The organism is Amycolatopsis silviterrae, from assembly GCF_042684085.1.
Classification (GTDB): Bacteria; Actinomycetota; Actinomycetes; order Mycobacteriales; family Pseudonocardiaceae; genus Amycolatopsis; species Amycolatopsis silviterrae.
Map to the genome: position 1 here is coordinate 21,285 of NZ_JBHUKS010000034.1, position 22,768 is coordinate 44,052.

General features: G+C 70.5%; 19 protein-coding genes. 10 read left to right on the forward strand and 9 right to left on the reverse strand.

All coding sequences use genetic code 11. From position 1 onward, the window contains the following. Window positions 1–106 precede the first annotated feature (106 nt). Entirely contained in the window at window positions 107–1,171 is a 1,065-nt protein-coding gene (locus tag ACFSVL_RS40620) for a tetratricopeptide repeat protein (protein WP_378312496.1), read from the reverse strand. A gap of 207 nt (window positions 1,172–1,378) precedes the next feature. Here ACFSVL_RS40620 and ACFSVL_RS40625 point away from each other — a divergent pair, with 207 nt between their 5' ends. The 3 genes from ACFSVL_RS40625 to ACFSVL_RS40635 all read left to right on the forward strand — a co-directional run bounded on the left by ACFSVL_RS40625 (window position 1,379) and on the right by ACFSVL_RS40635 (window position 6,431). Next, window positions 1,379–2,578, forward strand: a complete 1,200-nt coding sequence (locus ACFSVL_RS40625) for a thiolase family protein (RefSeq protein WP_378312561.1) — start codon at window positions 1,379–1,381, stop codon at window positions 2,576–2,578. Next, window positions 2,578–4,686, forward strand: a complete 2,109-nt coding sequence (locus tag ACFSVL_RS40630) for a 3-hydroxyacyl-CoA dehydrogenase NAD-binding domain-containing protein (RefSeq protein WP_378312498.1) — start codon at window positions 2,578–2,580, stop codon at window positions 4,684–4,686. Before ACFSVL_RS40625 ends, ACFSVL_RS40630 begins: the two co-directional genes overlap by 1 nt. A 143-nt stretch (window positions 4,687–4,829) precedes the next feature. Next, a complete protein-coding gene (locus ACFSVL_RS40635; RefSeq protein WP_378312500.1) occupies window positions 4,830–6,431 on the forward strand; it encodes a PHP domain-containing protein in 1,602 nt (533 codons plus the stop codon). A 48-nt stretch (window positions 6,432–6,479) separates the two neighbouring features. Here the strand turns inward: ACFSVL_RS40635 and ACFSVL_RS40640 are convergent, their stop codons facing one another. Continuing rightward, complete coding sequence (locus ACFSVL_RS40640; RefSeq protein ID WP_378312503.1) at window positions 6,480–7,799, reverse strand: MFS transporter; 1,320 nt, start codon at window positions 7,797–7,799, stop codon at window positions 6,480–6,482. A 2-nt stretch (window positions 7,800–7,801) separates the two neighbouring features. Then, on the reverse strand, window positions 7,802–8,866 hold the full coding sequence (locus ACFSVL_RS40645) for an MBL fold metallo-hydrolase (protein ID WP_378312505.1): 1,065 nt from the start codon (window positions 8,864–8,866) through the stop codon (window positions 7,802–7,804). A gap of 93 nt (window positions 8,867–8,959) precedes the next feature. On the opposite strand from ACFSVL_RS40645, the gene ACFSVL_RS40650 reads away from it, so the two are divergent. Continuing rightward, window positions 8,960–9,877, forward strand: a complete 918-nt coding sequence (locus tag ACFSVL_RS40650) for a LysR substrate-binding domain-containing protein (protein ID WP_378312507.1) — start codon at window positions 8,960–8,962, stop codon at window positions 9,875–9,877. A gap of 10 nt (window positions 9,878–9,887) precedes the next feature. Here the strand turns inward: ACFSVL_RS40650 and ACFSVL_RS40655 are convergent, their stop codons facing one another. The 4 genes from ACFSVL_RS40655 to ACFSVL_RS40670 are packed head-to-tail and all read right to left on the reverse strand — an operon-like array spanning window position 9,888 to window position 13,398. Then, a complete protein-coding gene (locus ACFSVL_RS40655) occupies window positions 9,888–10,049 on the reverse strand; it encodes a hypothetical protein (protein ID WP_378312509.1) in 162 nt (53 codons plus the stop codon). A 12-nt stretch (window positions 10,050–10,061) separates the two neighbouring features. Continuing rightward, window positions 10,062–11,186: a sensor histidine kinase gene (locus tag ACFSVL_RS40660; RefSeq protein ID WP_378312511.1), complete on the reverse strand. Its 1,125-nt coding sequence runs from the start codon at window positions 11,184–11,186 to the stop codon at window positions 10,062–10,064. Further along, complete coding sequence (locus tag ACFSVL_RS40665; RefSeq protein WP_378312513.1) at window positions 11,183–11,854, reverse strand: response regulator transcription factor; 672 nt, start codon at window positions 11,852–11,854, stop codon at window positions 11,183–11,185. Before ACFSVL_RS40665 ends, ACFSVL_RS40660 begins: the two co-directional genes overlap by 4 nt. Before the next feature lie 59 nt (window positions 11,855–11,913). Further along, window positions 11,914–13,398, reverse strand: a complete 1,485-nt coding sequence (locus tag ACFSVL_RS40670; protein WP_378312515.1) for a PucR family transcriptional regulator — start codon at window positions 13,396–13,398, stop codon at window positions 11,914–11,916. A gap of 108 nt (window positions 13,399–13,506) precedes the next feature. On the opposite strand from ACFSVL_RS40670, the gene ACFSVL_RS40675 reads away from it, so the two are divergent. From ACFSVL_RS40675 to ACFSVL_RS40695, 5 genes are read left to right on the forward strand one after another with little or no spacing between them, the layout of a single operon-like run. Beyond that, window positions 13,507–14,967 (forward strand): sodium:solute symporter, encoded by a 1,461-nt coding sequence (locus ACFSVL_RS40675; RefSeq protein ID WP_378312517.1) that lies wholly within the window; start codon window positions 13,507–13,509, stop codon window positions 14,965–14,967. Beyond that, entirely contained in the window at window positions 14,964–15,917 is a 954-nt protein-coding gene (gene speB / locus ACFSVL_RS40680; protein WP_378312519.1) for an agmatinase, read from the forward strand. Before ACFSVL_RS40675 ends, speB begins: the two co-directional genes overlap by 4 nt. Further along, window positions 15,914–17,557 (forward strand): thiamine pyrophosphate-binding protein, encoded by a 1,644-nt coding sequence (locus ACFSVL_RS40685; RefSeq protein ID WP_378312521.1) that lies wholly within the window; start codon window positions 15,914–15,916, stop codon window positions 17,555–17,557. Before speB ends, ACFSVL_RS40685 begins: the two co-directional genes overlap by 4 nt. Further along, window positions 17,554–18,951 carry an aminobutyraldehyde dehydrogenase gene (locus ACFSVL_RS40690; RefSeq protein ID WP_378312523.1) on the forward strand — a complete coding sequence of 466 codons (1,398 nt, stop codon included), beginning with the start codon at window positions 17,554–17,556 and terminating at the stop codon, window positions 18,949–18,951. Before ACFSVL_RS40685 ends, ACFSVL_RS40690 begins: the two co-directional genes overlap by 4 nt. Then, complete coding sequence (locus tag ACFSVL_RS40695; RefSeq protein WP_378312525.1) at window positions 18,951–20,396, forward strand: purine-cytosine permease family protein; 1,446 nt, start codon at window positions 18,951–18,953, stop codon at window positions 20,394–20,396. Before ACFSVL_RS40690 ends, ACFSVL_RS40695 begins: the two co-directional genes overlap by 1 nt. On the opposite strand, the gene ACFSVL_RS40700 is transcribed toward ACFSVL_RS40695, so the two are convergent. Next, window positions 20,362–21,231, reverse strand: a complete 870-nt coding sequence (locus ACFSVL_RS40700; protein ID WP_378312527.1) for a LysR family transcriptional regulator — start codon at window positions 21,229–21,231, stop codon at window positions 20,362–20,364. The genes ACFSVL_RS40695 and ACFSVL_RS40700 overlap by 35 nt on opposite strands. 55 nt (window positions 21,232–21,286) lie before the next feature. Then, window positions 21,287–21,937 carry a cupin domain-containing protein gene (locus tag ACFSVL_RS40705; protein ID WP_378312529.1) on the reverse strand — a complete coding sequence of 217 codons (651 nt, stop codon included), beginning with the start codon at window positions 21,935–21,937 and terminating at the stop codon, window positions 21,287–21,289. Between the two features lie 160 nt (window positions 21,938–22,097). Between ACFSVL_RS40705 and ACFSVL_RS40710 the strand changes: the two genes are divergently transcribed. Continuing rightward, window positions 22,098–22,721 carry a hypothetical protein gene (locus tag ACFSVL_RS40710; protein ID WP_378312531.1) on the forward strand — a complete coding sequence of 208 codons (624 nt, stop codon included), beginning with the start codon at window positions 22,098–22,100 and terminating at the stop codon, window positions 22,719–22,721. Window positions 22,722–22,768 lie beyond the last annotated feature (47 nt).

Sequence of the window (22,768 nt, forward strand, 5' to 3'; positions counted from 1 at the left end):
GCGGGCCCGGACCCCAGGCAAGGGACCTATTCAGGTCCGTGAGGGCCGCCCTGAGGGAATCTGATTCCCTCAGGGCGGCCCTCACGGACGACAAGCGCCCGGCGATTCAGTCCTTCTTCAGCCACCCGGCGACTTCGACAACGTCCGGATGCTTCGGCCCGAACGCCTCAGTCAACCCCGCGACGACCGCCTCCAGTTCGCGCTCCGCCTCCGCGTCCCGGCCGCGTTCCCGGGCGACCCGCGCCAGCGTCGCGCGGAAGCCGAGCTTCAGCGGGTGTCCGTCCGGCAGGCCGTCGGCCGACACGAGTTCCCTCGCCAGCGTTTCCGCCGCGTCGAGCTGGCCGCTTTCCAGGTACGCGCGGGCCAGTTCCCCGGCCAGGACCCACTGCGGCGCGGCCGATTGCCCGGACAGCACGGCGCGGTACAGCTCCGTCGCTTCCGCGGGTTCTCCGGCCCGCAGCAGCACCGCGGCGAGCACCTCGACGAACTCCTGCGTCCGGTACTGCTCGGCGAATTCCCTCGCCTTGTGCCGGACGATCTTCGCGTCACCGGTTTCGGCGCGGATCAGCAAGTCGACCGCACGGGCGCTGTCGCGTTCGTAGTCGTTTCGCGGCTTGCGGTTCAGCCCTCCGTTCAGGCTCCTGGCCTCGTCGAACCGGCCCAGTACCCGCAACACGTTCACCTTCCGGCGAGCGCCCGCGATGGTCGTCTCGTGATACTCCCCGAACGTGTCCACGCACGCGTTCAAGTGCCGGCTGAGCACATCCAGCGCCTCGTCGTACTCGCCGGACAGCGAGTACATCTCCGACAGCATCAGCTGCGCCTGCATGGTCGCCGGGTCGTCGAGACCGATGGCCTCCTCGTAGATGTCCACAGTGGACGCCATCAGGTGCACCGCGTCCTCGACATCGCCCAGCGCGGCCTTCGCCGTCGCCAGGTTCAGCCACGCGCCGAGCGTGCCCGGGTGCCGGTCGCCCTCGGCGCGCACCTGGGCGTCGGCCAGTTCGGTGTAGTGCTCCTCGGCCGCGGGCCAGTCTCCGGTTTCCACCAGCAGCAGGCCGATCCGGTGGCGCATCGCGAGGCTCTCCGGGGAATCCGGGTCCGCGGCTTTCGCCAGTTTCTTGCGCAGCCGGGTCATTTCAGCCGCCGGGTTCGCCCGGAAAAGCCCCATTGCCGTCCCCCATCCGGTTGGCGCGTGTCCCTCAGTGTGCCCTATGCCACTCGTGCCCCGGGAGTGTGCCGTCCCCCACTCGACCGGGCCACTGCACTGGTTACCCACGGGTAACAAGGGCTAGGGTGCGGAGCAGGAACACTCTCTACTTCAGGAGCATTCGTGGCCGCACCAGCAACGCCGCCGCTCGCGCCCACCGCGCGAGGGGTGCGCAATGTCGTCTTCGTCGAAGGGGTACGCACGCCCTTCGGCAAGGCGGGCGACAAGGGCATGTACGCCGGGACCCGGGCGGACGACCTCGTCGTCAACGCCATCCGCGAGCTGCTGCGGCGGCATCCGGAGCTGCCGCCCGAGCGCGTGGACGAGGTGGCGATCGCCGCGACGACGCAGATCGGCGACCAGGGCCTGACCATCGGCCGCACCGCCGCGCTGCTCGCCGGGCTGCCGAAGTCCGTGCCGGGCTTCGCGATCGACCGGATGTGCGCGGGCGCGATGACCGCGGTCACCACCACCGCGAGCGGCATCGGCTTCGGCGCGTACGACATCGCCATCGCAGGCGGCGTCGAGCACATGGGCCGCCACCCGATGGGCGAGGGCGTCGACCCGAACCCGCGGATCGTCGCGGACAAGCTGGTCGACCCGACCGCGCTCGTGATGGGCCAGACCGCGGAGAACCTGCACGACCGCTTCCCGGACATCACCAAGGAGCGCACCGACGCGTTCGCCGCGCGCAGCCAGGAGCGTTACGCCGAGGCGGTGAAGACCGGCAAGATCGGTCCCGAGCTGGTTCCGGTCGCCACGCGCAGCAAGGAACTCGGCTGGGGCCTCGCGACCGAGGACGAGCCGCCGCGCCCGGGCACGACCGTCGAGCAGCTGGCGAAGCTGAAGACGCCGTTCCGCCCGCACGGCCGGATCACCGCGGGCAACGCGGCCGGTCTCAACGATGGCGCCACCGCCGCGATCCTCGCCGACGAGGACACCGCACGCGAGCTGGGCCTGCCGATCGGGATGCGGCTGGTCGGCTACTCGTTCGCGGGCGTCGAGCCGGAGGTCATGGGCATCGGCCCGGTGCCGGCCACCGAGAAGCTGTTCAAGCGCACCGGCCTGTCCATCGACGACATCGGCCTGTTCGAGATCAACGAGGCGTTCGCGGTGCAGGTGCTCGCGTTCCTCGACCACTTCGGCATCGCCGACGACGACCCGCGGGTCAACCAGTGGGGCGGCGCGATCGCGTGCGGCCACCCGCTGGCCTCGTCCGGCGTGCGGCTGATGACGCAGCTGGCGCGCCAGTTCGCCGAGCGCCCCGACGTGCGCTACGGCCTCACCACGATGTGCATCGGCATCGGCATGGGCGGCACCGTGATCTGGGAGAACCCGGCCTACAACGGCTCGGAGGGGGCGAAGTAATGACTTTCACCGCTGAAGAGGCGAAGGCCGCGTTCCCGGACGAGGTCGTGACGAACGCGGTCACCAACCTGGTCAAGGTCCCGGGGCTGGACAAGCCGGTCGCACTGATCACTTTGGACAACGGCCACGACCACACCCGGCCGAACACCTTCGGCCCGCAGGGTCTCGTGTCGCTGAACACCGCGCTGGACGCCGCGTTCGCCGCCGAGCCGGCCGCGATCGCGGTCACCGGCAAGCCGTTCATCTTCGCCGTCGGCGCGGACCTTTCCGGCGTCGAGGCGGTGTCGGACCCGAAGCTGGCGCGGGAGATCGCGCAGACCGGGCACGACGTGTTCCGCAGGCTGACCGAGTCGGAGATCCCGACGTTCGGGTTCGTCAACGGCGCGGTGATGGGCGGCGGGCTCGAACTCGCGCTGTCGTGCCACTACCGGACGCTGTCGGAGAACACCGCGGCGATCGCGTTCCCCGAGGTCTTCCTCGGCCTGTTCCCGGGCTGGGGCGGCACGCAGCTGCTGCCGAACCTGATCGGCCCGGACGCCGCCGTCACCGTGATCGTCGAGAACGCGCTGGCGCAGAACAAGATGCTGAACGTGCGCAAGGCCGCCGAACTCGGCATCGTCGACGAGGTCTTCGGTTCCGCGGACTACCTGGAGCAGTCGCTGCTGTGGCTGGCCAAGGTCGTCAACGGGGAGATCGCCCCGGCCCGCCGGGAAATCGACCGCGGCGCGGAGTGGGACGCGGCGATCGCGCGCGCCAAGTCCATCGTGGACGGTCGCACGCACGGTGCTTCGCCGGGCGCGACCAAGGCCGTCGAACTGCTGGAGCTGGCGCGGGAGAACGATCTCGACCGCGGCTACGCGGCGGAGACCGACGGGCTCGCCGAGCTGCTGATGTCGGACGTGCTGCGCGCCGGGCTGTACTCGTTCAACCTGGTCAACAAGCGGGCCAAGCGGCCGGCCGGCGCGCCGGACAAGTCCTTGGCGCGCAAGGTGAACAAGGTCGGCATCGTCGGCGCGGGCCTGATGGCCAGCCAGCTGGCGCTGCTGTTCGTGCGCCGCCTCAAGGTGCCGGTGGTGCTCACCGACGTCGACCAGGCGCGGATCGACAAGGGCGTCGCGTACGTCCACGAAGAGATCGACAAGCTGCTCGCCAAGAAGCGCGTGTCCCCGGACGGCGCGAACCGGCTGAAGGCACTCGTGACCGGCTCGCTCGACAAGGCCGCGTTCGCCGACGCGGACTTCGTGATCGAGGCCGTTTTCGAAGAGCTGGGCGTGAAGCAGCAGGTGTTCGCCGAGCTGGAGCAGCACGTCTCCCCCGAGGCGATCCTGGCCACGAACACCTCGTCGCTGTCGATCACCGCGATGGCCTCGAAGCTGCAGCACCCGGAGCGCGTGGTCGGCTTCCACTTCTTCAACCCGGTGGCCGTGCTGCCGCTGCTGGAGATCGTGCGCGGCGAGAAGACCGACGACGCGGCGCTGGCCACCGCGTTCTCGGTCGGCAAGCAGCTGAAGAAGTCGAGCGTGCTGGTGAAGGACGCGACGGCGTTCGTCGTGAACCGGCTGCTGCTGCGCTTCCTCGGCGAGGTGCTGGTGGCGGTGGACGAGGGCACGCCGTTCGACGTGGCCGACTCCGCGCTGGAGCCGCTCGGCCTGCCGATGTCTCCGCTGAACCTGATGCAGCTCGTCGGACCGGCGATCGCGCTGCACGTCGGCGAGACGCTGCACGGCTCGTTCCCGGACCGCTTCACCGTGAGCGAGAACCTGGACAAGTTCGTGAAGGCGGGCAAGAAGGGCGTGTGGACCTGGGACGCGACCGGCACGCCGTCAGTCGACCCGGAGGTCGCCGCCCTGTGGACGCAGGGCGACAAGCCGTCGACCGCGGAGCAGGTCCGCGACCGAGCGCTGAACGCGATCGCCGAGGAGGTCCGGATCATGCTCGACGAGGGCGTGGTCGCGGAGGCCCAGGACATCGACCTGTGCCTGATCCTCGGCGCGGGCTGGCCGTTCTGGCTGGGCGGCATCACGCCGTACCTCGACCGGGCGGGCGTCTCGGAGCGGGTCAACGGCAAGCCGTTCCTGTCCCAGGGCGTCGCTTCGGTCCCGGCGTAAGCCTCCGGCGGAGCCGCCCTGCCCGCGGGGCGGCTCCGCCGTGAACCGGCACACACCGGACGGATCCGTTATCTTCCGGGCCCCCGCCGTTCACCGCTGCCCCATAGCGTCCTGCCGAATCTTTCGAGCAGGTCAGGAGCAGGATGAACAGCACGAACCCGGGCGGCGTCGGCCGTCGCGGATTCTTCAAGCGCGCGGGGCTGGCGGGCGCGGTCGCGGCCGGGGTCCCGGTGCTGGCGTCAGGCCAGGCGGACGCGGCGGGCCTCGATCTGGGTACTGATCTCGACTGGTTGTTCGGCCGCCGCTACCAGTGGGTCGTCGGCGATCACCACACGCACAGCCAGTACTCCTACGACGCGATGTACACCGTCGACCGGATCGCCGCCGGGGCGCGCGAGCACGGCGCGAAGTGGGTCGTCTTCACTGATCACGGGCACGCCACGCACGAGAAGTCGTCGGTGGAGCCGACCAGCCGCGACGTGCTCGCCGCGCAGCGGAGGCATCCGGATCTGCTGCTGTGGCAAGGCATGGAGTGGAACGTGCCGGGCGCGGAGCACGCCACGCTGTTCTTCCAGGCCGGCCGCGACCAGGCGAACGTGCTGCGCGAGTTCGAGCGGAGCTTCGACTGGCGGCTTACCGGGTCCGAATCCTCCAGCCCGGAGCACGAAGCGTTGGCGCTCAAGGGTTTGCGGTGGCTCGCCGACCAGGAACGCAAGCGGCGGATCCACGCGCCGGTCGTGCTGATCAACCACCCGCTGCGCAACGGCCGCGTGTCGCCGCACGAACTGCGCAACTACCGCGACGCCGCGCCCGGAATCGTGCTCGGCATGGAGGGCGCGCCCGGCGCGCAGGCCGACGGATTCCCCAAGCCGCACGGCAACGGCGGCGCGCGGGGCGGCTACGCGAACAACCCCGGAGCCGACTCGTGGCCCGGCTTCCCGGCCGAGGCGTACCGGACGTTCGGCGGCTGGGACTGGACCGCCGCGAAGGTCGGCGGACTCTGGGATTCCCTGCTGGCCGAAGGAAAACCGTGGTGGATCACCACGAACTCCGACTCGCACTACAACCGCGGCGACCGCCTGGTGCGGCCCGCCGTGCCGGACGGCTGGTACGAGCAGACCGGCAAGTATCCGGACCCGGTCGACAGCGGGGTCCCGCAGTTGTCCGCGCCGTACGCGGATTTCTACCCCGGCGAGTTCAGCCGCACCGTGGTCGGCGTGCGGCGGCCGACTTTCGAGGGCGTGCTGGAGGGCCTGCGCGCGGGGCGGATCTGGTTGTCCCACGGCGGTTTGGTGCAGCACCTGGAAGTCGGCGTGTACAGCGGAGGCGACTGCGCGACGTTCGGCGGACGGCTGCGCGTGCGCTGCGGCTCGACGGTGACGGTCGTCGTTTCGGCGGTGACGGCGTACCGGCCGAACGGGTCGGGTTCGGTGCCGCGCCTCGGTCGCCTGGACCTGATCTCGGGCCCGGTGACCGGTCCGGCGGCGGACCGCGACGCGATGACCGCGCCGGGTACGCGAGTGGTGGAGTCGTTCACGCCGTCGCGTGGTTACGCGGGACGGCGAGTGACGTTCAAGCACACGTTCCGCAACGTGCGGGAGCCGTTCTACGTGCGGGTGCGCGGGACCGACGGGAAGCGGCACGTCGCGGGCGGGATCGAGCCGGCAATGGACGTCATCGGGCAGGCTGATCCGTACGAAGACCTGTGGCTGTACGGGAATCCTACGTTTGTGGACGTCCGGTGAGTCGTGAGTGGCAATCCCGGTTAGAACCGGGATTGCCACTCACGACCCTCACCCCGGCAGATCTCGCGCCCTCCCCTCGCGGGTACACAACACCGCCACGAGGCACAGCACCAGCGCCCCAATCCACACCACGCCCAGCAACGTCGTCCCGCCACCCGCCGCGAGCACGAGACTGGTCGCGATCGCCGGAGTGAAGCCCGCCCACAGCGTCGAAGCCCCTTGGTAGCACAGGGAAGCCCCGGTGAACCGCACGCGAGTCGGGAACAGTTCGGCGAGGAACGCCGCGTACGGGCCCAGCACGACGCCCTGGAGCCCCTGCCCGACCGCCACCGCCACCGCGTAAGCGAGCGCCGACCCGCTGCCCACCAACTGCAGCATCGGGAAAGCGAACGCCATCATGGCGACGACCCCGGCGATCATCACCGGTTTGCGCCCGACCCGGTCCGACAGCCGGGCGCTGGCCACGGTCGCGGCGAACATGACGACCGCCGCCCAGGTCTTGGCGTTGAGCACGCCGGTGCGGCTGGCTCCGTGGTGCACCGCGAAATCGACCGCCCACATCGTGGCGATGCCCATCATCCCGAACATGGCCAGCCCCGCGAACAGGCCGAGGACGACCTGGCGGGAGTACCCGGCGAACACCTCCGCCAGCGGCATCCGGCGCTTCTCGACCTCGGCCTGGAACCGCCGGAAGAGCGGGCTTTCCTCGACCGAGGACCGCACCCACAGCCCGACCCCGACCAGCACGATGCTGAGCAGGAACGGGATCCGCCATCCCCAGCTGAGGAAGCTCCGGTCCGGCAGCAGGCTGACGAGCGTCACCGCGCCGCTGGCCAGCACCGCACCCGCCGGGCCGCCGAGATTGGCGAAGCTCGCCGCGAACCCGCGTTTGCCGCCGGGCGCGTGTTCGAGCGCGATGGTCATCGCCCCGCCCCATTCGCCGCCGACGGCGAAACCCTGCAGCACCCGCAGCACGATCAGCGCCGCCGGGGCGGCCGCGCCGATCTGCGCGCTCGACGGGAGCAGGCCGATCATCGTGGTGGCGAGGCCCATCGCCAGCATCGACACCACGAGCACGCGTTTGCGGCCGATCCGGTCCCCGAAGTGCCCGAAGACGATTCCGCCGAGCGGGCGGGCGATGTAACCCGCGGCGAGCGTGCCGAACGACGCGAACGCCGCGAGCCCTGGCCCCAGCCCGGTGAAGAACACGTGCCCGAACACGATCGCGGCGGCAGTCGCGTAGAGCACGAAATCGTAGAACTCGATGGCACTGCCCAGAAAGCTGGACAACAGGACCCGTCGCAACTGACGGCTGCCGGACTGGTCGACGGCGGCGTTGCCCGCGGCCGTTTCTTGCGGAGCAGTCATGATCACGCTTCGCCGACGGGCTGCGGGCGACGGGTCCCGGCGCGCGCGAAACTGATCTCCTGCAGGTCGTCAGGCACCAGAACGGGACCCGCGTAGGTGTCCCGCGCGGCACGCCAGACCGACGGGTCCGCGTCGCCGGGGACGAGGTGGTGCAGCGCCAGTGCCCGCGCGCCCGCCTCGGCGGCCACCTGCCCGGCTTGCCGGGGCGAACTGTGCGACTTGTGGTGGTGCTGCTTCGCCGCCAACGCGATGCGCGGGTCCTCGTCGAGGTAGCTTCGCTCGACCCAGTCGAAGTCGATCGCTTCGTGCAGCAGCAGATCGGTGTCCTCGGCCAGCCGCACCAGGTTCTGGCTGTAGGTCGTGTCGCCGGAGATCGTGACCGACCCCGCATCGGTGTCGAACCGGAACGCGAACGCGGGCGCGACCGGCGGATGCTGCACCAGCGTCGCGGTGACGCGCACCAGGTCGTCCTGGTAGATCTCGAACGGCTCCGCGGCCGGGCACGGGTTGTCGTTCGGGTGGTAGCCGAGGTGCTCGGGGACGGCGATGTCGCTGGCCGTGAAGAGACTGAGCGGGGACGGCCGCAGCGAGTCGAGCATGCGGTCGGTCAGGTCCGTTCCGAAGGCCCGCAGCAGCGTCGTGACCAGCTCGGACGTGCCGGGCGTCGGATTGTCCGGGAACGCCGGGGCTGGTGCGGTCTCCGCCACCGGCGACACCGGCGGCAACGCGCCGCGGTTGCCCGGCCCGAGGATCGAAACCGGCCGCTGGCGCGGGTTCCGCATGGCCATGAACCCGAACACGGTCAGCGCGGCCAGTTCGACCGTGTGGTCCGAATGCAGGTGGGTCAGAAAGATGCCGCGCAGCGACGAGAGCGGGATTCCGGCCCGGCTCAGCTGTTCCCCGGCCCCCTGACCGCAGTCGACCAAGTACGCCGCGTCGCCCACCACGACCGCGGTCGCGATGCCGGAACGGCGGCGGCCGGGACCGGAGCCCCACCACCGCGGCCCGCCCGCGGTGCCGAGCGTGACGACGTACGGCTGGGCTGTTCCTGGGGTTGCTGGCTGCATTCAGACCTCCGCGTCGAGAACTTCGGCTCAGTATGGGAGGCTCAGAACCCGGCGAAAAGCCATAAAAGATGCGGATCTTTTTAAGAAGAAGTGATGAAGGAACTTACGCTCAGGCAGCTCCAGTACTTCGTCGCGGTGGCGGAAAAGGGCTCGATCAGCGACGCGGCCCGGGCACTGCACGTCTCGCCCGGCGCGGTCTCGCAAGCACTGACCGACCTCGAATCCAGCCTCGCCGTCCAGCTGACCCTGCGCAGGCGCGCCACCGGAGTCACCCTTACCCGCGCCGGACGGCTCGCCGCGGACCAGGCGCGCACGATCCTCGCCGAGACCGAACGGCTGCGCGACACCGCGCACGTGATGCGCGGAGAACTGGTCGGCACGCTGCGGATCGGCTGCTTCCCCACGCTGTCGCCGTGGCTGCTGCCCGGCATCATCGCGCACTTCACGCACGAACATCCCGCGCTGCGGCTGGAAATCGCCGAGGGCCCGTCCGACGAACTGCAACAGCAACTCGCCGACGGCGACATCGACGCGTGCCTGCTGTACTCCGCCCATCTGCGCCCCGGGCTGGACCACGAACGCATCGCCCCGGTCCGGCTGCGCTTGATGCTGCCCGCGAACCACCGCCTCGCCGACCGCGACGAGATCGCCCTCGCCGAACTCAGCGACGAACCGGCCATCCTGACTTCCCTGCGCCCCGCCCGCGACCTGGTCGAGAACCTGATGCGGCACGCGGGCGTCGAGCCGGTCGCCGGCTGGAGCATGGCCAACGTCGAGACCATCCGGGCCATGGTCGCGCGCGGGCTCGGCTATTCGGTGCTGATGGGAAGGCCGCACGGCGACCGGACTTACGACGGGCTGCCGCTGATCTACCGGCGGATCGCGGACGACCTGCCGGAGAACGCGGTGGTCCTCGCTCGCGTCCGGGGCGGCCAGACGACTGCGGCGCTGAAGGCGCTCACGGACTTTTGCGTGCGCGAGTTCGGGGAGGCGGGACGTCCGGTCCAATGAGGACTGTCGGCTAGCCCACCCGGTCCGGACCGAAGACAGCGTCGTCGGCCGCCCGCTCGCGATGCCATTCGGCGCTGTCCATCGGCGGCAGCCCGCGGAAAGCTTCCTGGATCTCGCCGAGCGTCCGGTTCCCCGCCGCCTCCGCGTTGTCGTCGCGCAGCTCTTGCCTCATGAAACAGAGATGCTACGCAGCAGGCAGCCGCACCGTCACCGCCAGCCCGCCCCCGACCACCGGCTCCGCCGACACCGTCCCGCCGTGTGCCTGGACCGCCGCCCGCACGATCGAAAGTCCCAGTCCCGCACCGGAACGCGCCGTCCTGGCCACCCCCGCGCGGCGGAACGGCTGGAACAGTTCCGGCACCGCCGCCGGGTCCAGCAGGCCGCCCGACGAGCGCACGCGCAGCGTCGACCACTGCGCGCCCGGCTCGGTCGTCACCTCGATCCAGCCGCCGTCGACGTTGTGCCGCACCGCGTTTTCGACCAGGTTTCCCGCGATCCGTTCCAGCAGCGCGGGATCCCCGATCGCCGGGGACGGCTGCATCGCGAAATCCGCGCGCAGGCCCCGTTGCCCGGCCTCGCCGCGGACGGCGGACCACGCCCGTTCCACGAGCACGGTCAGGTCCACCAGCTCCCGCGTCACGAGGCCGGCTCCGTCGGTGCGGGCCAGCAGCAGCAGCGAATTCACCAGCTGCCCCGCCCGGTTGGTCGCGTCCAGCACGACCCCGGCCATCCGGCGGAATTCGGCCTCGTCGGCGTGTTCGTCGGACAGCGTCACGTCCAGTTCGGTGCGGATCACCGACAGCGGGGTGCGCAGTTCATGGCTCGCGTTGGCCACGAAATGCCGCTGCGAATCGAACGCGTCCTGCAGCCGGTCGAGCATGTCGTCGAACGTCCGGGCCAGCTCGGCCAGCTCGTCGCGGGAGCGGATCTCGCCGATCCGCTCCCCCATCGACTCGATCGACAGCCGCTGCGCCGTCCCGGCGATCTCGCGCAGCGGGCGCAGCACGCGGGAGGTGAACGTCCAGGCCAGGATCGCCGCCGCGGCCACCACGAAAAAGAACGCCAGCGAACCGAAGATCAGCACCCGGGTGACCGCGTGGCCGCGCAGGTGCTGCGCGAGCGTGGACGCGTCCACGTCGACGCCGTCGACCCGGACGATGGTGCCCGGCGGCATGTGCGGCACGGCGTCGACCGCGTCGCCGACGAGCGTCCACGCGAGCCACAGCAGCAACAGCCCGGCCGCGGCGACCAGCACGGTCGCCAGGACGGTGACGCGCACCCGCAGGCTGCGGGCGCCGGGAAGCTTCACTCGGAGCCGGCGACCGACACCCGGTAGCCCGAGCCGACCACGGTCTCGATGATGCCCGGTTCGCCGAGCTTCTTGCGCAAGGTCATCACGGTGACCCGGACGGTGGTGGTGAACGGGTCGGCGTTCTCGTCCCACACCCGTTCCAGCAATTCCTCGCTGCTGACCACGGACCCGCCCGCGGACAGCAGGACCTCGAGCACGCCGAACTCCTTGCGGGTCAGCTCGACCGGCCCGCTCGCGCGCCGGACGATGCGCTTCGCCGGGTCCAGCTCGACGTCGCCCGCGGTGAGCAGCGGCGGCGCGGCGGGCGTCGCGCGGCGGCCCAGCGCCCGTACGCGCGCGACCAGCTCCGGGAACGCGAACGGCTTGGCGAGATAGTCGTCCGCGCCCAGCGACAGCCCGTCCACCCGGTCGGACACCGAACTGCTCGCGGTGAGCATCAGCACCCGCGTCAGCTCGCCGGACGTCACGATCTCGCGGCACAGGTCGTCGCCGGACATCCCGGGCAGGTCGCGGTCGAGCAGCACCACGTCGTACCGCGTGACGGACGACTTCTCGTGCCCGTCGTCGCCCGTGAGCGCGATGTCGACGGCCATGCCCTCCCGCCGCAGCCCGCGGGCGATCGCGTCGGCCAACGGCTCTTCGTCTTCGACTACCAGAACTCGCACCAGTCCACAATCCCACAGTTTCCTGAGAGCACCTGAGAGGCCTGAGTGGACACTCGTGTTCACCCCCACCGCAACGCGAACCACAGCCGCATCCGCGTTTCCGGGTCGGCCAGCCGGACGTCCAGCGCGCGCTCGACCTGTCCGATCCGGTGCCGCACGCTGTTGCGGTGCACGCCGAGTTCGGCGGCGGTGCGGTCCCAGCTGCCGTGGTGGGCCAGCCAGGTCCGCAGCGTCGGCACCAGTTCGCGGCTGTGCGCGCGGTCCAGCTCCCGCAGCGGGCCCAGCAGGCGTTCGGCGAACGCGCCGGCTGCGGCGGGCGGGATCAGTTCGTCGAAGCCGAGCGGGTCGGCGCCGGCGGCCAGCGGGCGGGCCAGTGCGCGGGCGCGGGCGAGCAGCAGTTCGGTTTCCGCGACGGCGGCGGGCAGGTCGGCGGCGGGATGCGGCGGGCTCCCTACCGCCAGCCAGCCGTGTTCGAGGAGGCCGTCCAGGTCGCCAAGCTCGCCGGTGATGGCGTAGAACCGGGGGCCGGGCAGGACCTGGACCAGCGGGGTGTCGAGCCGGGCGCGCAGCCAGTCCGGGCGGCGGGCGAGCGCGTCCGGGCCCCGTCGATGGGCGACTCCGGCGACGAGCCGGGCCTGATCGCTGCCGACTACTCCCGAGAGCGCCTCCGCGCCGGGGCCGCCGAGCAGCAACGCGGTGGCCGCGGCGCCAAGTTCCGCGCTGTCCGATCCGGCCCGGCCGACGAGGCCCAGCAGTGCCGCGCCGACGGCGAGGATCGCCCGGTCCCCGGCATCGAACCGGTGCGCCCGGGCGACGACGACCAGGTGCGCGGCGGTCGCCTGCGGGTACACCGGCTGCGCGACCACGTGGGTGCCGTCGGGCAATTCGGTGGCGGCGATGCGGATTCCGGAGCGGGAACGCAAGGTCGCGAGCAATTCCTTCACTGGCGACGGCAGGGGCTGCGGCGCGTCGTAGCCTGCGGCCAGCACGTCCCCGGCACCGACCATCGCGACCCAGCCGCGCAGGCGTCCGGCGAGCGCGGCGACCAGCTCCCCCAGACCGCCGCCTGCGGCTCGCGTCAGTGCTTCGCGGCCTTCGGACAGCCGTCGTTCTTCGTGTCGCCCTGCCTCGGCGAGAGCGACCGCGACGGCACGGTTGATCGCCAAGAACGGTGTCGCGGGCGGAACGACCAGCAGCGGCAGACCGTGCTCCGCGCAGGCGTCGCGCAGCGAGGGCGGCAAGGCTTCCGAGACCGTCGGCGTAAGGCCGAAGCCGAGCGCGGTGACACCCGCGTCGCGCAGTCCCCGTACGTAGCTGTCGGCGTCCTTCGGCAGGTTCACGCCCGCAGTCAGCACGAGTTCCGCGCCCACCAAGTACGGCGCGGGATCGGCCAGTTCGCTCACGTGCGCCCATCGCACCGGCCGGTCCAGCGCGCCCGGGCGCAGCGTTTCGGGCACGACGTCGAGCGCCAGCTCCGGGTTGCCCGCGACGGTGCGTAGTGGAACTGTCACCTCTGCGGGCAACTGCACGTCGTGCTGGGTCATTTCAACCAATCATCGGCAAAGTCTTGGATACATCGTCCCATGCCATCGCGGGGCCGCGCGACCCTACGGTGTCCCGCAAGACACCCCACCCCGTTTCAAGGAGGACCCGTGGGCGGCGACTACGCGGTGATCGCGCTGTACATCGCGGGCATGATCGGGGTCGGCTGGATCGGCCTCCGGCTGGCCAAGACCAAATCCGACTATCTGGTCGCCGGACGGCGGCTCGGCTGGTTCATGTACTCCGGCACGATGGCGGCCGTCGTGCTCGGCGGCGCGTCCACGGTCGGCGGAGTGAAGCTCGGCTACACCTACGGCATCTCCGGCGCGTGGCTGGTGATCACGATCGGCGTCGGGATCCTCGTGCTGCACGCGGTTTTCGCGCGGCGGCTGGTGAAACTGCGCGTCTACACCGTCGGCGAGATGCTCGACCTGCGCTACGGCGGCCGGGCGAGCGCGGTCTCCGGCGCGGTGATGTGGGGCTACACGCTGATGCTCACGGTCACCTCGACGCTGGCGTTCGCGTCGATCTTCAAGGTGCTGTTCTCGATCCCGAGCTGGGCCGGGATCGCGATCGGCGGGTCGATCGTGGTGCTGTACTCGGTGCTGGGCGGCATGTGGTCGATCACGCTGACCGACATCGCGCAGTTCGTGATCAAGACGATCGGCATCCTGTTCGTGCTGCTGCCGATCGCGCTCGTGTCCGCGGGCGGCTTCAGCGGGATGGCCGAGAAGCTGGACGCGTCGTACTTCGAGTTCACCTCGATCGGCGGCGAGACGATCCTGACCTACTTCCTGATCTACACCTTCGGGCTGCTGATCGGGCAGGACATCTGGCAGCGCGTGTTCACCGCGCGCACGCCGCGCGTCGCGACCGGCGGCGGCATCATCTCCGGCGTCTACTGCCTCGTCTACGGCGTCGCGGGCGCGCTGATCGGTACGGCGGCGAAGGTGCTGTACCCGGACCTCGGCAGCGCGCAGGACGCCTTCGCCACCATCGCGGAACGGCTGCTGCCCACTGGCGTACGCGGTCTCGTGCTCGCTGCGGCGTTGTCGGCGCTGATGTCGACTTCCAGCGGCGCGCTGATCGCGTGCGCCACTACGACGACTTCGGACCTGTTCCGCAAGGTCGGCCTGAAGAGCGGCGAGGTCTTGCGTAACCGAGTGACGACACTTGTGCTGGGCATCGTGGCCATCGGTATCGCAATGCTCGTGGACGACGTCGTCAACGCGCTCACGATCGCGTACGACATCCTCGTCGGCGGTCTGCTCGTCACGATCGTCGGCGCGCTGTTCTGGAAGCGCGGCACGCGCGAAGGCGCGTACGCGTCGATGGTGGCCGGAACGGTGTCCGTCATCGCCTTCATGATCATCGACGGGGTTGCGGCCAACAGCCCGATCTATTGGGGCCTCGGCGTCAGCCTGATCGTGTACATCGGCGTCAGTCTCGCGACACCGCGTACGCCGGACAGCATTCTTTCCGTGTGGACACAACGTCTTCACGGTTCCGAGAACCCCGAAGCCGCTGAAGATCTCAGCGCATCCGAAACCCGACAGGAGTTGCCCCAGTGAGTGAACAGCGTCCGGTCGGCCCGCTCGACTCGTCGCAGATCCCGCGCTTCGCCGGCTTCGCGACCTTCGCCCGGCTGCCGCGCATCGAGGAGGTCCCGAGCGCTGACGTAGCCGTGGTCGGCGTGCCGTTCGACTCTGGCGTGTCCTACCGCCCCGGCGCGCGGTTCGGTCCTTCCGCACTGCGCGAAGCGAGCCGGCTGCTGCGGCCGTACCACCCGGGTCTGGACGTTTCGCCGTTCGCCGAGAAGCAGGTCGTGGACGCTGGCGACATCGCGGTCAACCCGTTCCACATCGGCGAAGCGATCGAGAAGCTCCAGCAGGAAGCCGAAGCGCTTACGGCGGGCCCGACGAAGCTGGTGACCGTCGGCGGTGACCACACCATCGCGCTGCCGCTGCTGCGCGCGGCCGCGAAGAAGCACGGTCCCGTTGCGCTGCTTCACTTCGACGCGCACCTCGACACCTGGGACACCTACTTCGGCGAGCCGTACACGCACGGCACCCCGTTCCGTCGCGCGGTCGAGGAAGGCATCCTCGACACCAGCGCTGTCTCGCACGTGGGCACGCGCGGCCCGCTGTACGGCAAGCGCGACCTCGAAGAAGACCGTCGCCTCGGCTTCGGCATCGTCACCTCCGGCGACGTACTGCGGCGCGGCATCGACGAGACCGTGGACGCGCTTCGCCAGCGCATCGGCGACCGTCCGCTGTACGTGTCCGTGGACATCGACGTGCTCGACCCCGCGCACGCGCCCGGCACCGGCACCCCGGAAGCGGGCGGCATGACCAGCCGCGAACTGCTGGAGATTCTGCGCGGCCTGCGCGGGCTCAACCTGGTCGGCGCGGACGTCGTGGAGCTGGCCCCGGCCTACGACCACGCCGAAATCACCGCTGTCGCTGCTTCGCACGTCGCTTACGACCTCGTCAGCCTGCTGGCGCTGGGACGCGACGCATGACCCGGATCGGCGGCGACGTTGTCGTAGAGACGCTGCGGGCGCTCGGCGCGGACACCGTGTTCGGCCTGCCCGGACAGCACGCGCTCGGCCTGTTCGAAGCGCTGCGGCGGGCGGACGACCTGCGCGTGGTCAGCTCGCGCGTGGAGAACAACCTCGCCTTCGCCGCGGACGGTCACGCGCGCGCCCGGCTCGCCGCCGATCCGCACGACCCGGCGCCGGTCACGCCGATGATCGTGTCGACCGGTCCCGGCGCGCTCCTCACGCTGGCGTCACTGCAGGAATCGCGCGCGGCTTCGGTGCCGGTGCTCGGGATCTCCAGCCAGATCCCGGTCGCCGGGCTCGGCGGCGGACGGCACGGCTACCTGCACGAGCTGCCGGACCAGCAGGCCAGCTTCCGGGACGTGGTCAAGTCGGTGCACGTCGTCCGGTCGATCAGCCAGATCCCGACCGCGCTGCGCGAGGCGTGGGAATCCGCCGCGACCGCGCCGTACGGACCGGTGTGGGTGGAAATCCCGCAGGACGTGCTGCTCGCCTCGGCGAACCTGCCGGAGCTGACATCGGTCACCGCGGCTCCGGCACCGCTCGAACCGCTGCCGGAGCTGGTCGCCGAAGCGGCGAAACTCCTTGCGACAGCGAAGAACCCGGTGATTCTCGCCGGTGGCGGCGCGCTGCGGTCCGGGGCGAACGACGAACTGCGCCAGCTCGCCGAAACCCTGCGCGCGCCGGTGGTGTCGACGTTCGGCGGCAAGGGCGTTTTCGCCTGGGACCACGAGCTGTCCGCGCAATCGTGGCTGGAAGACTGGCACACCACGGAATTCCTCGCCGACGCCGACGTCCTGCTGGTGCTCGGCTCCGGGCTGGGCGAGCTGTCCAGCAACTACCGCGAGTTCGCGCCGCGCGGCCGGATCGTGCAGGTGGAAGCCGATCTCGGGAAGCTGGAAGCGAACTACCCCGCGCTCGCGCTGCACGCCGACGTCCGGCACACCCTCCGCGCACTGTTAGGCCAGCTCGCCCCGCGCCCTTCGGACGGCCGCGCCGAAGCAGCGGTGAAGAATCTGCTCGCGCGCGTTGAGTCCAGGTTGGACAGTCAGCCGCTCGCCGCCGAGCGGAAGCTGATCGAGGACATCCGCGCCGCGCTCCCCGACGGCTCGCAAACCTTCTGGGACATGACAATCGCGGCCTACTGGGCGTGGTCGGCGTGGAATCCGGACGGCGCGCCGATCCACACCGCACAGGGCGCTGGCGGCCTCGGCTACGGCCTCCCCGGCGCGCTCGGCGCCGCGGCGGCGGGAGTGCGTTCGCTGGCCGTATCCGGCGACGGCGGCGCGATGTACGGCCTGGCCGAGCTGGCCACCGCAGTACAGCACCAGCTCGACGTGACCTGGCTGGTCATCGACGACGGCGGCTACGGCATCCTCCGCGAATACCTCACCGGCGCGTTCGGCCAGACCACCGCGACCGAGCTGCCCCGGCCGGATTTCGCCGCGCTGGCCGAATCGTTCGGCATTCCCGCGCGAAAGACCACTGTGGACACTGTCCGCACCGACCTCGCCGACGCGCTGCGCACTCCGGGCCCGTCCGTCGTCGTGCTTCCCGCGTTGCTGAAGATGTTCGCCCCGACTCACCTGGAGCACTCGTGACCCACATCCGCAACTTCGTCGGCGGCGCTTTGGTCGACACCGCTGGCACCCTTGACCTGACCGACCCGGCCACCGGCAAGGTCTTCGGCACCAGCGTCCTTTCCGGACGGGACGAAGTGGACCTCGCGATGGAATCGGCTTCGCGCGCGTTCCAGTCGTGGCGGCGCAGCACGCCCGCACAGCGGCAGGAAGCCCTGCTCAAGATCGCCGACGCACTCGAAGCCCGCGCGGAAGAGTTCGCCGACGCCGAGGTCCGCGAGACCGGCAAGGTCCGCGCCGTCATGCTGGACGAGGAGATCCCGGAGTGCGTGAGCACGCTGCGGTTCTTCGCCGGCGCGGCGCGGCAGCTCGAAGGCACCGGCGCGGGCGAGTACCTGGCCGGGCACACGTCGGTGATCCGCCGCGAGCCGATCGGCGTGTGCGCGCAGATCGCGCCGTGGAACTACCCGCTGATGATGGCCGTGTGGAAGATCGGCCCGGCACTGGCCGCGGGCAACACCGTGGTGCTCAAGCCCGCCGAAACCACGCCGTCCACCGCCGTGCTGCTGGCCGAAACCGCGGCGGAATTCCTGCCGCCGGGCGTGTTCAACGTGCTGTGCGGCGACCGGGAAACCGGCCGCGCGCTGGTCCGGCACCCGCGTACCGACCTCGTGTCCATCACCGGCTCGACGCGCGCCGGCATCGACGTGGCCACCGTCGCCGCAGCCGATCTCAAGCGCACCCACCTTGAGCTCGGCGGCAACGCTCCCCTGCTGGTCTTCCCGGACACCGACCTCGCCGACACCGCCGCGCGGATCGCCGACGCCGCGTTCTACAACGCCGGCCAGGACTGCACGGCGGGCAGCCGCGTGCTGGTGCACCAGAGCGTCCATGACGCATTCGTCGCCGCGCTGGCGGAAACGGCCGCCACCCGCCGTCCGGATGTCGACTACGGCCCGCTCAACAGCCGCGCCCAGCTCGACCGCGTGCTCGGCCTGCTGAAGCAGCTGCCGCCGCACGCCCGCGTCGAAACCGGCGGCACCGCGCCCGGACCGGGCTTCCAGCTCGCGCCGACCGTCGTGTCCGGCCTCCGCCAGGACGACGAGCTGGTCCAGGAGGAAATCTTCGCGCCGGTGATCACCGTCCAGCCGTTCGCGGACGAGGCGGAGGCGATCAAGCTGGCCAACGGCGTCCCGTACGGCCTGGCTTCGTCGGTCTGGACGAACGACGTCGCGCGCGTCGCGCGGGTGTCGCGCGACCTCGATTTCGGCTGCGTGTGGGTGAACACGCACGGCCCGCTGACCGCCGAGATGCCGCACGGCGGGTTCGGCCACTCCGGGCACGGCAAGGACCTGTCGGCGTATTCGTTCGCCGAGTACACCCGGGTCAAGCACGTGATGACGAGGTTCGAGTGATGAGCGCCAAAGTCACCGAGGTCGAACAGCACGGCATCGCGCCGATCCCGCCCGCCGAGCAGACGTCCCGGCCGCGAGACCTGTTCCGGCTCGCGTTCGGCGGGGCCAACACGTTCGCCACGATCATCCTCGGCACGCTGCCGATCGCGTACGGGCTGAGCTTCTGGGCAGCGCTCGCGGCGACCGTCGTGGGCGTGGTGCTCGGCGCGCTCGTGCTGTCGCCGATGGCGCTGTTCGGCCCAGTCACGCGCACCAACAACGCGGTTTCGTCCGGCGCGCACTTCGGCGTGGTCGGCCGATGCGTCGGCTCGTTCCTGTCGCTGCTCACCGCGATCACGTTCTTCGCGATCTCGGTATGGGTGAGCGGCGACGCGGTAGCCGGTGCGGCACAACGGCTTTTCGGCATCGACGGCGGTCCGGCGTTGCGCGCGGTCGCGTACGGCGTGATCGCGATCGCCGTCCTCGTCGTGTGCATCTACGGCTACCGCTTCATGCTGCTGGTCAACCGCGTCGCCGTCACCTTGGGCACGCTCATCATGCTGGTCGGGATTTTCGCCTACGGCGGCTCGTTCGACCCGTCGTTCGCCGGCAGCGGCGCCTTCGCGCTCGGCACCTTCTGGCCGACGTGGATCCTCGCCGTGCTGACCGTGATGGCGAACCCGATCTCGTTCGGCGCGTTCCTCGGCGACTGGTCGCGCTACATCCCCGCCACCCACTCGCGCCGCTCGCTGCTGGCCGCGCCGTTCCTCGCCCAGCTGGCGACGCTGCTGCCGTTCGGCTTCGGCATCGCGACCGCGACGCTCGTCGCCGACCCTGCCGACTACGTCACCGGACTGACCGCGATTTCCCCGCTCTGGTACGCGATCCCGCTGATCGTGGTCGCGCTGATCGGCGGCCTTTCCACCGGGACGACGGCGCTGTACGGCACCGGCCTCGACTTCAGCTCGATCTTCCCGCGCCTGTCCCGGGTGCGGGCGACGCTGCTGATCGGGACGCTGAGCGTGCTGTTCATCTTCGTCGGCAATTTCGTGCTCGACATGGTGTCCAGCATCAACGCGTTCGCGACGCTGATCGTGCTGTGCACGTCGCCGTGGATGGTGATCATGATGATCGGCTACGTGCAGCGCCGCGGCTACTACGACCCGGCCGACCTGCAGGTGTTCAACGAGGGCCGCACCGGTGGCCGGTACTGGTTCCACCGGGGCGTGAACTGGCGCGCGATGGCGGCCTGGATCCCGGCCACCGCACTGGGCCTGCTGTGCGCGAACACGCCGATGATCACCGGCCCGCTGGCTGGCGTCGCGGGCGGGGTGGACATCAGCCTGGTGGTGACGCTGTGCACGGCCGCGGTGGCGTATCCGGTGCTGGTGAAGGTGTTTCCGGAGCCTCGGGAGGTTTTCGGGCCTTCGGCTAGCCCAGCGGAAGCGGTGGCTGCGCAAGCGTGACGAGCCGGTCCGGGCGGCTCCACCGGGCGGACAGGATCGTGTCCGCCAACGCCGCCGTCGAACCGCGGGCCGAGCCTCGGTGGCTCAGCACGAACGTCACCGATCCCGGGTCCGGCAGCCCGGCGACCGGGACCAGTCCGTCCGGGACCACCGACGCCGCGAACAGGCCGATGCCGAGCCGGGCTTCGAGGGCGGCTCGCAGTCCGTTGAGCCGTTCGCTGACGCAGCCGATCCGCCACTGGACTCCGTTGCGGCGCAACGCGTTCAGCGCGCGGGCCCGGGTGACGCTCGGCTCCGGGTAGAGGACCAGCGGCACCGGCTCGCCCGGGATCAGGTCTAGCCCGGGCGAGCCGACCCACACGAGCGGGTCCCGGCGCACGCCCTGTCCGGAATCGCGTTTGGCGAGCACCAGGTCGAGGTCTCCGTCGGCGAGCCGGGAGTGCAGCACCGCGCTCAGTTCGACCGACAGTTCGAGGTCGATCCCCGGATGCGCGCCGCGGAACCGGCCGAGGACGTCCGCGGCGTGGCCGAGCAGGAAGTCCTCGCACACCCCGAACCGGACCCGCCCGCGCGGGCCCGGCCGGGAGAAGTACCGCAGCGCTCGGTCCTGCTGGTCGAGGATGCCGCGGGCGAAACCGGTCATCGTCTCGCCGTCGCCGGTGAGGCGCACGCTGTGCGTGTCCCGCTCGAACAGCACGCAGCCGACCGCCGTCTCGAGCCGTCGGACGTGCTGGCTCACCGTCGACTGCCCGAGATCCAGCCGGCGGGCGGCTTCGGAGAACCCGCCCGCCTCGGCCACGGCGAGAAAAGTGCGCAGCAGCACCGGATCGATCACTACTCCGGAGTACCACTCTCGGTGCGCGACCGTGTACCAGGTGTGGGCGCCGCCACTACCGGCGCCGGGTGATCACCACCGGCTTGAGATCCTTCGGCACCGCGGCGAACGCGGACACCGGAACCCCGAACGAGGCGGCCAGGATCTCGCGCGGCAGCGAGTTCAGCGTCCCGACGATGCCGATGTCGTCGTTCGGCTCCCCGGTGCTGGTGTTGAACATGACGAGCACGTCGAGGCCTTCAGTGGTGCTGGAATTCGCGAAATAATGAAAGAAACCCTGCGGGGCGAAAACGAGTTCCCCGGCCCCGGCGGTGAACACTTCATTGTGGTAACTGCCGTCCTCGTGCGTGCCGAGAATGCTCCAATCCGCTTTGCCGGAAATGATGTAGTTCAGCTCCCACGCGGACGGGTGCCAGTGCGGTTCGCGCAGGCCGCCAGGGTCGAGGTGCACCAGGTACACCGAACCCTGCTGACCGGCCAATACCGAGAAGTTCTTCTCGTGGGCGCCGCGCAACGTGCCGCCGTCGTGGACGGCGGGCGCGGACTTGGCGAGCGGGAATACGTACTTCGGTTTGCCCGTGTTCGAGGCAGCCGTTTCGACCGGCGCCGCGGTGTCCGCCCGCGCCGTTCCGGCCGCCCCCAGCGCAGTCGCCGCGGCGATTCCCGCACCCGCCCCGAGCGCACCGCGCCTGCTGATTTCCGGCATTCTTGCCACCTTTCCGAAAAGGGGATCACCTGCTTTCCCCTATTCTTCCGAGCCCGCCGGAATCGGAAACGGCCCAGCCCGGATCACTGCTATCGCGCGGCGCGATGAACAAGCCCCCGGCTGTGGGACGATCTCGTTCCCCGCGCACTGGAGGCGATCCGTGACGTTCGCAGTCAGCATCTTCGACCTGTTCAGCTTCGCCGTCCCCGGAGCGGTGCACCTGTCGCTGACGGTCTACGTACTCGACCGGCTGGGCGTGCTGCACGTAGCCGCACTGACCACCGCACCGGGAATCCTGCTGGTGGCCGGTGCGGTGGTGGCCAGCTACCTGCTCGGGCACCTCTTGCACCCGCTGGCCGCCCAGCTGGACCGGCTGCGTCCCCGCCGCGACGCGGAGGACGCCCGGCAGGAGTTCGTCGCCCGGGTGCCGCAGGCAAGCATCCGCGCTTACGTCCAGGCCGACCCGGCACTGCTCGTCGCCGCCGCGGAACTGCACGACAAGGACGCGGCCGGGGAGGTCGTCCGGATGCGCGCGCAGTCGGTCATGCTGCGCAACATCGCCTTCGCGTTCACGCTGGCCACGGTCGTCGCGCTCGTGCAGACCGCGACTGGGCCGCACCGGGTGGTCGCCGCTGTGGCCGCCGTGCTGTCGCTGCTGGGCGCGGCCGGGGCGCTGGGCAGCGCGCGGAAGGTGTGGCACATGTCGAGGCTGAAGACGCTGGAGATTTGTTACTGGGTGCCGGATATCGATCAGACCTTCGCCGACGCTCCAGCGGCGAGTTAGCGGTTCCGGCGACACGCGCCGAGGGCGAAGAAAGGGCGGGCTCCCGG

Coding starts and splice junctions, on each gene's coding strand:
- ACFSVL_RS40655 (WP_378312509.1), bottom strand. CDS start 10,049: ATGAGGCAAGAGCTGCGCGACGACAACGCGGAGGCGGCGGGGAACCGG.
- ACFSVL_RS40695 (WP_378312525.1), top strand. CDS start 18,951: ATGAGCGCCAAAGTCACCGAGGTCGAACAGCACGGCATCGCGCCGATC.
- ACFSVL_RS40645 (WP_378312505.1), bottom strand. CDS start 8,866: ATGCAGCCAGCAACCCCAGGAACAGCCCAGCCGTACGTCGTCACGCTC.
- ACFSVL_RS40630 (WP_378312498.1), top strand. CDS start 2,578: ATGACTTTCACCGCTGAAGAGGCGAAGGCCGCGTTCCCGGACGAGGTC.
- ACFSVL_RS40650 (WP_378312507.1), top strand. CDS start 8,960: ATGAAGGAACTTACGCTCAGGCAGCTCCAGTACTTCGTCGCGGTGGCG.
- ACFSVL_RS40640 (WP_378312503.1), bottom strand. CDS start 7,799: ATGACTGCTCCGCAAGAAACGGCCGCGGGCAACGCCGCCGTCGACCAG.
- ACFSVL_RS40670 (WP_378312515.1), bottom strand. CDS start 13,398: ATGACCCAGCACGACGTGCAGTTGCCCGCAGAGGTGACAGTTCCACTA.
- ACFSVL_RS40705 (WP_378312529.1), bottom strand. CDS start 21,937: ATGCCGGAAATCAGCAGGCGCGGTGCGCTCGGGGCGGGTGCGGGAATC.
- ACFSVL_RS40685 (WP_378312521.1), top strand. CDS start 15,914: ATGACCCGGATCGGCGGCGACGTTGTCGTAGAGACGCTGCGGGCGCTC.
- ACFSVL_RS40635 (WP_378312500.1), top strand. CDS start 4,830: ATGAACAGCACGAACCCGGGCGGCGTCGGCCGTCGCGGATTCTTCAAG.
- ACFSVL_RS40620 (WP_378312496.1), bottom strand. CDS start 1,171: ATGGGGCTTTTCCGGGCGAACCCGGCGGCTGAAATGACCCGGCTGCGC.